Origin of the sequence: Corallococcus sp. CA047B (assembly GCF_003612065.1) — a bacterium.
GTDB lineage: Bacteria > Myxococcota > Myxococcia > Myxococcales > Myxococcaceae > Corallococcus > Corallococcus praedator.
In genome coordinates, this window is the sequence record NZ_RAWD01000328.1 from 1 (window position 1) to 10,122 (window position 10,122).

11 protein-coding genes are annotated in these 10,122 nt (G+C 69.4%); 9 read left to right on the forward strand and 2 right to left on the reverse strand.

Annotation, left to right across the window (positions count from 1 at the left end; translation table 11 throughout):
- The 5 genes from D7X74_RS34240 to D7X74_RS34260 form a co-directional block, all read left to right on the forward strand.
- Window positions 1-1,111 (forward strand): PQQ-binding-like beta-propeller repeat protein (locus D7X74_RS34240; protein ID WP_120537207.1); only part of this gene is annotated, 1,111 nt, incomplete at its 5' end.
- On the forward strand, window positions 1,108-1,557 hold the full coding sequence (locus D7X74_RS34245) for a (deoxy)nucleoside triphosphate pyrophosphohydrolase (protein WP_120537208.1): 450 nt from the start codon (window positions 1,108-1,110) through the stop codon (window positions 1,555-1,557). The genes D7X74_RS34240 and D7X74_RS34245, both read left to right, overlap by 4 nt.
- The gene (locus D7X74_RS34250) at window positions 1,557-2,432 is read left to right on the forward strand and encodes a ribonuclease H-like domain-containing protein (RefSeq protein WP_120537209.1); all 876 of its coding nucleotides are present in this window, start codon (window positions 1,557-1,559) and stop codon (window positions 2,430-2,432) included. The genes D7X74_RS34245 and D7X74_RS34250 overlap by 1 nt, the downstream gene beginning before the upstream one ends.
- 8 nt (window positions 2,433-2,440) lie before the next feature.
- Window positions 2,441-3,502 carry a hypothetical protein gene (locus tag D7X74_RS34255; RefSeq protein ID WP_120537210.1) on the forward strand — a complete coding sequence of 354 codons (1,062 nt, stop codon included), beginning with the start codon at window positions 2,441-2,443 and terminating at the stop codon, window positions 3,500-3,502.
- A gap of 69 nt (window positions 3,503-3,571) precedes the next feature.
- Window positions 3,572-4,453 (forward strand): DUF3014 domain-containing protein, encoded by an 882-nt coding sequence (locus D7X74_RS34260; protein ID WP_120537211.1) that lies wholly within the window; start codon window positions 3,572-3,574, stop codon window positions 4,451-4,453.
- Window positions 4,454-4,456: 3 nt separating this feature from the next.
- Here D7X74_RS34260 and D7X74_RS34265 read toward each other — a convergent pair whose 3' ends face one another.
- The gene (locus D7X74_RS34265) at window positions 4,457-5,014 is read right to left on the reverse strand and encodes a hypothetical protein (RefSeq protein ID WP_120537212.1); all 558 of its coding nucleotides are present in this window, start codon (window positions 5,012-5,014) and stop codon (window positions 4,457-4,459) included.
- 307 nt (window positions 5,015-5,321) lie between these two features.
- On the opposite strand from D7X74_RS34265, the gene D7X74_RS43260 reads away from it, so the two are divergent.
- From D7X74_RS43260 to D7X74_RS34280, 4 genes are all read left to right on the forward strand, one after another.
- A complete protein-coding gene (locus D7X74_RS43260; RefSeq protein WP_158622341.1) occupies window positions 5,322-5,528 on the forward strand; it encodes a hypothetical protein in 207 nt (68 codons plus the stop codon).
- Window positions 5,528-5,905 (forward strand): DUSAM domain-containing protein, encoded by a 378-nt coding sequence (locus D7X74_RS34270; RefSeq protein WP_158620487.1) that lies wholly within the window; start codon window positions 5,528-5,530, stop codon window positions 5,903-5,905. Before D7X74_RS43260 ends, D7X74_RS34270 begins: the two co-directional genes overlap by 1 nt.
- Before the next feature lie 771 nt (window positions 5,906-6,676).
- Window positions 6,677-6,955, forward strand: a complete 279-nt coding sequence (locus tag D7X74_RS34275; protein ID WP_120537214.1) for a hypothetical protein — start codon at window positions 6,677-6,679, stop codon at window positions 6,953-6,955.
- Window positions 6,956-7,440: 485 nt separating this feature from the next.
- Entirely contained in the window at window positions 7,441-7,893 is a 453-nt protein-coding gene (locus D7X74_RS34280; RefSeq protein ID WP_120537215.1) for a GNAT family N-acetyltransferase, read from the forward strand.
- A gap of 121 nt (window positions 7,894-8,014) precedes the next feature.
- Here D7X74_RS34280 and D7X74_RS44565 read toward each other — a convergent pair.
- A partial coding sequence (locus D7X74_RS44565) for an Ig-like domain-containing protein (RefSeq protein WP_233602379.1) occupies window positions 8,015-10,122 on the reverse strand: 2,108 nt, incomplete at its 5' end.

A 10,122-nucleotide genomic window follows, 5' to 3' on the forward strand; every position in this document is an offset into this window, starting at 1 on the left:
GTGTGGCCGGGCGCAGCTGTATGGCAGCCCGGAGCTGCCCAAGGCCCCGACCCAGCCGCAGGTGGAGTACTTCCAGGTGGATTGGTGGAAGGGGCTGGTGGGGAAGGTCCCGCTGCTCGAGTACTCGCCGCGTGAGCCTGCCTCCCCGGTGTACGAGCCGGAGAGCCGCAACGTCATCGCGCAGACGCGCGACGGGTACATCCACGCGGTGGGCCCGGACGGAACGCTGTCCTGGTCGTTCAAGACGGGGGGCCCGGCGCTCGCGGGCGCCATGACGAGCGAGGGCGTCGTCTACGCGCCGGGCGGTGACGGCACGCTGTACGCGCTCGACGGCATCACCGGGAAGGTGAAGTGGAAGTACCCGACCCAGGAGTCGCTGGCCACGGTGCCGGTGCTGGCTGACGGGCTGGTGCTGGTGGCCACGGACACCGACACGGTGTTCGCGGTGAAGGCGTCGGACGGGACGTGGGTGTGGCAGTACCGCAGAGACCCTCCGTCGGGCTTCACCATCCGGGGCGCCTCCGCGCCGAAGGTGGACCAGGGCACCGCGTACATCGGCTTCTCCGACGGCTTCCTCGTCGCCCTGAAGGTCGATGACGGCGGCGTCATCTGGGAGAAGTCCCTGTCGGGCACCGGGACGGAGTTCCTGGACGTGGACACCACGCCGGCCATCGACTCGGCGGGGCGGCTCTACGTGGCCTCGTACAAGAGCGGCCTCTACGCGCTGGAGGCGGACTCCGGCGCGGTGCTGTGGAACACCAGCGTGGGGGGCATGACGTCGGTGCTCGCCCGGGGTGAGGTGGTGTTCGCCGCCGGTGACAGCCGCGTGGACGCCTACCTGGGGGAGACCGGACGCCTCATCTGGTCGCTCCCCCTCAAGGACAAGACGGCGCTGGCCCCGGTGTTGGCTCGGGGAATGCTGCTGATCCCGAACCAGAACGCGCTGCTGTTCGTGGACCCCACGACGGGCAAGACGCGCCTGTCGTGGAACCCGGGCAGGGGCATCTCCGCGCCGCCATACGTCGTGGGCTCGCGGGTGTACGTGCTGTCCAACAACGCGTACCTGTACTCGCTGGACATGAACAACGTGAAGAAGGGGCCGCGCGGGTGACGCGCGCCGTGCCCCGGACGGTGCGGGTGGTGGCGGCGCTGATTCCCCAGCCTTCGTCGGACAGGGGGCAGGGGGACGGTGGACGCCGGTTCCTTGTCCAGCAGCGGCTTCCCGGCGGGAGCCGGGCGCTGCTCTGGGAGTTCCCCGGCGGCAAGGTGGAGGCCGGCGAAACGGACGAGGCCGCCCTGGCGCGCGAGTGCCGCGAGGAGCTGGACGTGGAGCTGTCCGTGGGCCGCCGCCTGTGGGAGGGCCGGCACACGTATCCGGATCTCACCGTGGAGCTGGTGTTGTACGCGGCCACGATGGTGTCGGGTGAACCGAAGCCGCTGGGCGCGCACATGCTTGCGTTCCACACGCCGACGGAGATGCAGGCGCTGCCGTTCTGTGAAGCGGACGTGCCGCTCCTGGAGGACCTGCTGGCCGGAAGGATGGGTGCGCTCGATTGATGCTGCTGCACACGTTCCAGCACATTCCCGGCGTGGGGCCGTGGCGCGAGAAGGACCTGTGGTCCAAGGGCATCCGGACCTGGGATGACTTCCCGGACGGCGGCATCGTCATCAGCCGCAAGGCGGACGTGATTGCCCGCGAGCGCATCGCCGTGGCCCGCGAGGCGCTGGCCCGCAGGGACTTGAAGGAGCTGGCGCGCCTGGTGCCGTCGCGCGAGCACTGGCGCCTGTTCCCGGACTTCCAGGACGACGCCGTCTACTTCGACATCGAGACGGACGGCAGCCAGACGCAGGTTCCCACGGTGGTGAGCCTGTTCGACACCGCGGGCCTGCACGTCTTCATCCAGGGCCGGAACATGGACGCGCTGCCGGAGGCCATGGCGAAGCGGCGGCTGTGGGTGACGTTCAACGGCTCGTGCTTCGACGTGCCGGTGCTGAAGGAGTACTTCGGCGCGAAGCACTTCCCGGTGCCGGAGGCGCACATCGACCTGCGCTTCGTCACGCGGCGGCTGGGGCTGGGCGGCGGGCTGAAGGAGATTGAAGAGAAGCTGGGCGTGGGCCGGCCGCCGCACCTGAAGGGCGCCAACGGCTACGACGCGGTGCTGCTGTGGCGCGCGTACCTGCGCCGGGGCGACGTGGCGGCGCTGCGCTACCTGGTGGAGTACAACCTGTACGACTCGTTCCAGCTCCGGTCGCTGATGGACCTGGCCTACAACAAGGGCGCGGACGACCTGAACCTGGACGTGCCCCGGCTGAAGGTCTTCGAGCGCGGGGACCTCTTGTACGACGTGAGCCGGCTGCTGTTGGAGCTGGGGCCCACCCCGAGCGATGTGGACACACTCGCTCGGGTGCGGGCCATGGAGCAGGATTCCTGAGCGGCCAGGTGGTCCCCTGGGTCGGCCGGCCGCGGCCCGGCGCCCCCTGGGGCATTCCCAGCCGCCGCGTGGAGCTCACCCGCGTCACCGCCTTGCCGGTGACGGACGCGGAGTGGGCCGGTGACGGCTTCGTCCTGAGTCCGGGCGGGGACGCACTGGGACTCGCGCTGAGCGCGCGCCGGCTCGCGGTGCTCCAGGCCGGTGAGGCTTGGCCGCCCGAGCGTTCGCTGGAGCTGCCCCGGGCCGCGCAGCTCGTCGCGCTGCACCCGTCGCTGAAGAGCGCGGCGGTGCTGGGGCCGGGGCGGATCGAGATGGTCGGGATGGGGCCGGACGGGGGCACCGCGGGAACGACGGCGCGCACCTGGACGCGGCCCACGCAGGCCATCGCGTTCGACAGCACCGGCCAGGGGCTGTGGACCAGTGACGTGGTGGCCGGGCGGGCGTCCGTGCAGTTGGTGGATGCCCAGACGTTGTCCGACGTGGATGGGATGGCCACGAGCCTCGACGCGCCGCTGGGCGAGGACGACGTGGACGGGCTGCATGAATGGATGCCGCACCCGAGCCTGCCGGTGATGGGCGCGGCGGTGAGCTGCGGCCAGGACGGCACCTGGCTCACGTTCGTGGAGCGCGGCGCAGCGGGACTGGTGCGGGGCGCGGAGGTGGCGTCGGCGGACGCGCCGTTCTACCCGGCGGGCTTCTTCCCGGATGGCGCGAGCTTCATCGGCGTGGGCGGCACCTGGGTGCGGCGCTGGTCGTATCCGGAAGGGACGATGGCGGCGGAGTTCATCCTGCCGGAGGTGGGCACGCTCGCGACGGGCTACACCGGGCTCGTGACGGCGCGCTCGGTGCTGGTGGCGGTGGAGGACCTGTTGGCGGCGGGGGAGTGGTACCTGCTTCAACTGGACCCCCATTCGCTGCGGCCCGTGTGCGCGTGGGAGCTGCCGTTGTCCACGGAGGTCGTCACGTCGCTGCACCTGCTGCCGGGCGGCTTCATCCTGTCGCCGGAGGACGGACAGCTCTGGCGGTTGCCCGAGGACGTGCTGGCGTCCGGCCCGGCTTCCGACCGGTGAACACCGGCCGCGCGGATTGTTCACGCGCGCGTGGAATGGTCCCCGGGGCTGTCTGTAGGGTCCGGGACCATGAGCGATCCGAACTTCGTCAATCAGCCCCCGGGAGTCCCACCGCCGCCGGCCGCCGAGCCACCGAAGGCGCCGTCGCGGGGCAAGGTCATGGGCATCCTGGTGGCGCTGATGGTCGTGGCGCTGGTGGCCTCTTATTTCGGGCTGAAGCGCCAGTCGGAGACCGCGCCGGTGGCGGTGACGCCGGCGGTGGTGGACGCGGGCGTGGTGGCGTTGCCGCCGGAGGTGTCCTTGCCGGAGAGCGACGGCCGGGTCCGGGAGCTGGCGCGCAAGCTGTCGGTGGATCCGGAGCTGGCGCGGTGGCTGGAGGAGCGCGATCTGGCGCGCCGGTTCACGTCGTCCGTGAACAACATCGCCGAGGGTGAGAGCCCCCGGGCCTCGCTGCTGTTCATGGCGCCGCCGGGGGGCTTCGAGGTGACGGCCTTTGGGACGGGAGGCCGCACGGCGATCGCGCCCGCGAGCTACGCGCGCTACGACCTGGTGGCCCGGGTGCTGGGGTCGCTGGATGCGACTGGCGCGGGGCTCGTGTACCGGGAATTGAAGCCGCTCATCGACCAGGCGTACCGGGAGATCGCGCCGCCTGGACAGCGCTTCGAGGCGACGTTCGGCCGGGCCGTCCAGCACCTGCTGGCGGTGCCGGTGCCGCCGGGGCCGGTGGAGGTGGAATCGAAGGGGGCGCTGTACGTGTACACGGCGCCGGAGCTGGAGGGCCTGAGCCGGGCCCAGAAGCACCTGTTGCGCATGGGCCCGGGGAACATCCGGATCATCCAGGCGAAGCTGCGTGAGATCCGCACGGCGCTGAACCTGCCGACCCCGGCGCCCACGACGCCGGAGCCGCTGCCGGACCAGGAGGCTCCGGGGCAGTCGGAGACCGGGCAGTAGCGGCTACTTGTGCTTCTTCTTGCCGCCCTTGGCGGGGGGCGGCGGAGGCTTGGGCTTTTCCTTTTCGCCGGCGACCTGGAACGCGGCGCGGAGGTCCTCGACGTCGCGGCCGCGCGAGTCCTGGAACGCCGTGCCTGTCTGGGCGTCCACGACCAGCGTGTACGAGAAGCCCGTCTTGAGGGGCTGCGGCAGGTGGATGCGGTAGACGAGCCCGTCGTCGGCTTCCGTCACGGTGTCATCGGAGATCATGGCCCGGTCGGCCTCATCCATCAGCCGGACCCGGTAGTTCTTCAGGGGCAGCGTGCTGCGAAGCTCCAGGTCGGAGGTCTGCTCGACGAGCGGCTTTTCCTCCAGGGCCAGGGGGATGAGCGCGAGGCCGGCGTCCGGTGCCAGGTACTGGAGCGTGAAGGCCACGGTCGCGGGGGCCGCATCCGGGGGCGCCGAGGTCCCCGTGACGCCGCCATCCAGGGGCGCCTGGGGCGTCTTGTCGGGACAGCCCGTGAGCAGGGCCGCGGTGAGGCCGCAGAGCACGGCAAGGCCGGTTCGTCGGAAGAGGCGCATGGGGCGGCAACGTATGTGCAGGACGCGGACTCGGGAAGCCCGAGCACACGGTGGCACGAAGACTCCTGTGAGTGATATCTGGTTTCGCATGAATCTGGCTGTGCGGGTTGCCGCCGTAGGCCTTGGCCTCGCGCTCATGTCGGGATGCTCAACCGCTGCCCGTGAGCCGGACCGCCGCCCGACGGGCGACTACCTGGCGCAGGCATCGGACACATGCCGTCCGGGTGACCTGAGCATCGTGTGTTGCCTCAAGAAGCACCGAAGCCCAGAAGCGTGCGGGACGACGGAAAGCGAGGCCGCCACGTTGATGAATGGGGCACGAGAGCTGGAGTCGGCCACCAGCACGGCCGACGACGCGGACAGCGGCTGGCGGCAGCATTGCATCGACATGTACGCCCGATGCCAGTCCACGAAGAAGCCGCGCTGGAATGGCGACTGCGGCTCGTGCATGGAGCGCTGTCGGGGACAGCGGCAATGGCCGCTCGACATGTGTGGGCCCGGGGTGGCGCAGTGATGTCCGATGACTGGCGTAGAGCGATTGATCTGGGCCTGGCACTCGCCGGTGGTGCGGAACTGCCGCAAGACCCCGAGCTGCCGGCGCTCCTGCGGAGGATGGCGCCCCAGGTGGGTATGGCCGCCGTGGACGCCGAGGCGGCTCTCGGCAGCGAGTCTGGCACCGCCGCACTAGTGCGAGAGATCCATCGCCGGACGCGAGAGGGCACATATCGGCTCGGGCGTGCATTCGGAGCCTCCGACTCGCTCAAGGCGAGTGGAGACAGAACCGGGGCGCGCAAGGTGCTTGAAGATGCGATGGCGGCGGAGGTGGTGCCCATCTACCGGACCCAGCTTCAGGCGTACCTGAACCACGTGGACGACCCCGATGACACCTGAGCTTCAGGGCCCATTTGGGGACGAACTGGCTTCTGAACACCCCTCTGGAATCCATAGGCGTGACGTCTGATAAGGAGCGTTATGTAAACTGTGCGCCAGGAATCCGCAAAAGCCTGGTTCGGGAGGAACAAGATGCCGTCGTCTTGAGAAACTCGAAGCTGGAACCCAGCAGGTGCAAGCCCTGCCCGGCCAAAGCGGCAGCCCGCAGGCCGGAAGCGAGTCTTGCGTGGTGGTGAGGCGACTCACCCTGCGAAGCGTAGACAGCGAGTCCGAGGGCCGCGTGAAGGAGCTTCGAGAGTAATTACCCGTGGTTGCCGACGGGCTAGTTTACCCGGAAGGCCGCAGTGGTGGGTCCGCTACAGCGAGGGCCCACCGCACCACCGGAGTCTGTGAAGCGCGGCACTCGTACATGGGTTCCCCAGGAACCTGGGAGGTCCCGCCCTCTCCGCCCGCCCTTCTGGGGGTGGAAACCACCGAGCGAGGGCAATCCACAGCCCGGTGGGATGGAGGTCGGGAAGTCGGAGCACTCCGTAGTACCGACGACGCTGGCGAACCAACACCCGAACGGGAGCCAGTCGAGGAAAGGGAGTGCCGGGTCACGGAACCGCTGGTGGGAAAGATGCCGGGGACTCAGAGACCTGTCGCACCTCATGGACCTTGCCTGGCTGAAGGAGGCCTTCCGTAGGACGCGCAAAGGAGGCGCCACGGGCGTCGACGGTCAAACCGCGAAGCAGTACGAGGAGAACCTTCACCCGGGCACTGCAGCGCATCATGCTGTGGTGCAAGGATGTGCGGCACGTCTCCGTCAAAGAGCAGCACCGCACCTTGTCCTCGAAGCTGCTAGGGCACTACGGGTACTACGGCATCACCGGGAACTCGCAGGCGCTCGCGCGGTTTCGTCACGAGGTGGCCTTCATCTGGAGGAAGTGGCTCAACCGTCGCTCCCAGCGACAGTCGATGCCGTGGTGGAAGTTCTCAGCGATGCTGAAGCGCCATCCACTTCCCCCAGTTCGGGCGGTCCACTCGGTGCTGCGTGTAGCGAAGCCGTGACACGAGGAGCCGGATGCGGGAAATCCGCACGTCCGGATCTGTGGGAGGGGAGGCACCCTGCTGCCATGAGCGACCCTATCCGGGCACGAAGGCGGAAACGCCGGAGACAGCCAAGGGCCTCTCTAAAGCCGTCTGGGTCGCCCCCCTATCCCGACGACCGGATGGTCCGCCCGCAAGACGCCCCCCTTGGGTGTTCGGTTAACCGGCCAATCCGCCCCCGCTGCCGTCGCCGTCCCGCTGCTCTGGGTTGCGCTTGAGTCGCTTCACGAGCAGCTCCACTCGGTGGCTCAATTCGGGCTTGTCCCCTGTTCGCTTCTGGGCCCACCGGATGATGGCGCCCGGCGGCCTGGTCGGGGTCGAGCTTCGTCGGCTCCGTGCTGCGCAAGGCGAGCCGGTAGCGCGTCTCCAACTTGGTACATGGAACCCGGCGTGGGACGCGGGCTAGAGTCGGCTCGTCACTCGGCTCACGGAGACCGGCTCTCTTGGTGATCCTGCGCAACGTTACAGATGAAGACCTCCCGATCTTCTTCGAGCACCAACGGGACGCAGTCGCGCTGCGCATGGCCGCATTCCCGTCGCGGGAACGCGATGCCTTCCTGACCCACTGGCGCACGAAGGTTCTCCGCCCTGAGAACGTGACCCGCACCATCGTCGTTGGCGGCTTGGTCGCTGGGTACATCGGCAGTTGGGAACAGGACGGCAAGCGCCTCGTCGCCTATTGGATTGGTCGCGAGCACTGGGGCAAGGGCATCGCGACACGAGCGCTCTCGGAGTTCCTCGTGCTTGAGCCGATTCGTCCGCTCCATGCGTGGGTCGCTGTCCACAACGTCGGGTCGATCCGCGTCCTCGAGAAGTGTGGCTTCCGCACCGTGGCTCAGGAGAACCAACAGCACGCGGACGGAGTTGCTGAGGTACTCATGACGCTTGGTCCGAAATAGTATGAGCCGGGTACCCGCAGGACGCAGGCCGGTTCCCAGCGCACCGCGTCCTTAAGCAACCCGCAGACGTCTGTGACGTGCTATGGGCGCCCGCCAAACAACACAGGCGCCCAGTGCCCCGTCAGAGGCTCAGGTCCTGCACCTGCACGGGCGTGAGGCGATTCGTGGCGGTTCCGTCTCCGAGCTGGCCCTGGGTGTTGTTCCCCCAGGCCCAGACGGTGCCGTCCGGCTTCAAGGTCAGCGTATGGGAGTAGCCAGCGGCGAGGGTCGCGACCCCCGTCAAGCCCTGCACCTGTACCGGCGTGAGGCGGCTCGTGACTGTCCCATCGCCGAGCTGGCCGTCGGAGTTACGGCCCCAGGCCCAGACGGTGCCGTCCTGCGTCAAGGTCAGCGTATGGTTGAAGCCAGCGGCGAGTGTCGCGACACCCGTCAGGTTCTGCACCTGCACGGGCGTCAAGCGGTTCGTGGCGGTTCCGTCGCCGAGCTGGCCCTGTGCGTTATAGCCCCAGGCCCAGACGGTGCCGTCCTGCTTCAATGCAAGCGAATGGAATTCGCCAGCGACGAGGGCCGCGACCCCCGTCAAGCCCTGCACCTGCACGGGCGTCAAGCGGTTCGTGACGGTTCCGTCGCCGAGCTGGCCGTCGGAGTTCTGGCCCCAGGCCCAGACGGTGCCGTCTTGCTTCAAGGCGAGCGTATGGCGAGTGCCAGCGGCGAGGGCCGCGACCCCCGTCAGGCCCTGCACCTGCACCTGCACAGGCCTGGGGCGGTCCGTGAGCGTTCCGTCGCCGAGCTGGCCGCTTCCGTTGTAGCCCCAGGCCCAGACGGTGCTGTCCTGCTTCAATGCAAGCGAATGGGATTCGCCAGCGACGAGGGCCGCGACCCCCGTCAAGCCCTGCACCTGCACAGGCCTGGGGCGGTCCGTGAGCGTTCCGTCGCCGAGCTGGCCGCTTCCGTTGTAGCCCCAAGTCCAGACGGTGCCGTCCGGCTTCACGGCAAGCGAATGTTGGTAGCCAGCAGCAAGGGCTGCGACGCCCGTCAGACCCTGCACCTGTACGGGCGTGAGGCGCCTTGTGCCTGTCCCATCGCCGAGCTGGCCTGAGTGGTTGTAGCCCCAGGCCCAGACGGTGCCGTCCTGCTTCGCGACGAGATTATGAACCCCGCCCGCCACGATACGAGCCCCGGGGCTCACAGCGCAGGCGGTGCCGCCCTGGAGGGCGAAGACGAAGCGGGTGAAGAGGCCGAGGGCGTTGGTGACGGTGGCCGTCACGGTAGGCGTCGTGCCCGAGGGGACACAGGAGGGCGCCGTCCAGAGGACTTCACTGGTGGTCGCCGCGTTGGTGGTGGTGCCCAACGTCCCGGTGCTGGTGGCCCAGGTGAAGCCAAGGGCACTGCCCTGGGCATCCTGCGCCTTCACCCGGAAGACGACGGTGCCGCCGGACGCCGGCACGCTTGCGCTCGACTGGGAGGCCTCCACCACCTCGGGCGGGAAGCGCGCTGAAGTCCCCGGGCCCACGTAGATGCCCAGACTGCCCGTGCCCTGCCCGCCCCGGCCGTCCGAGGCCACCACGGTGAGCGTGCACGTGCCGCCGGACGGCTGCGCCGAGGGCGTGAAGCTGGCGCTGGCGGAGGTGGCATTCGTCCACGTGCCCGCGCACGAGGCTGTCCACTGGTAGGAGAGGCTGTCTGCGTCCGCGTCGCTCGCGACGGCCGCGACGGCGGTCGCCTGGCCGACGGCCACGGAGGACGGCAGCGCCGTCACCCCGGCCACCTGGGGCCAGGTGTTGAAGGTGACGTTGACGGCGGCGCTGCCGGTGCCGGTGCTCACCGTGACGGTGACGCTCAAGGCGGCGGAGGCGCCCTTGGAGTCCGTCACCGTCAGCGTCAGCACCACGGGTCCGGCGGAGGCCGGCGCCGTCCAGGCCGTGGAGAGGCTGGAGGCGGCGCCGAAGCTGCCCGAGGCTGCCGTCCAGACGTAGGTGAGGGGGTCGCCCGCGTTCAGGTCGTCCGCGGTGGCCTGGAGGGTCACCTGGCCGCCCGGGGCGACGGTGCCGGGGCTGGCCACCAGCGAGAGGATGCGGGGCGCGGCATTCTCGAAGGGCGGCGGCGCATTCACCTCCTGCAAGAGCAGCGTCACCGCCGCCGTCTGCCCGGCCTGGATCGTGACGGGCGTCACCTGGCCCGCGTAGCGCACGGTGTTGGAGGCGTCGAAGGCCTGCGCGCTGAAGGTGC

Coding starts and splice junctions, on each gene's coding strand:
- D7X74_RS34260 (WP_120537211.1), top strand. CDS start 3,572: ATGAGCGATCCGAACTTCGTCAATCAGCCCCCGGGAGTCCCACCGCCG.
- D7X74_RS34250 (WP_120537209.1), top strand. CDS start 1,557: ATGCTGCTGCACACGTTCCAGCACATTCCCGGCGTGGGGCCGTGGCGC.
- D7X74_RS34275 (WP_120537214.1), top strand. CDS start 6,677: ATGCTGTGGTGCAAGGATGTGCGGCACGTCTCCGTCAAAGAGCAGCAC.
- D7X74_RS34270 (WP_158620487.1), top strand. CDS start 5,528: ATGTCCGATGACTGGCGTAGAGCGATTGATCTGGGCCTGGCACTCGCC.
- D7X74_RS43260 (WP_158622341.1), top strand. CDS start 5,322: ATGAATGGGGCACGAGAGCTGGAGTCGGCCACCAGCACGGCCGACGAC.
- D7X74_RS34265 (WP_120537212.1), bottom strand. CDS start 5,014: ATGCGCCTCTTCCGACGAACCGGCCTTGCCGTGCTCTGCGGCCTCACC.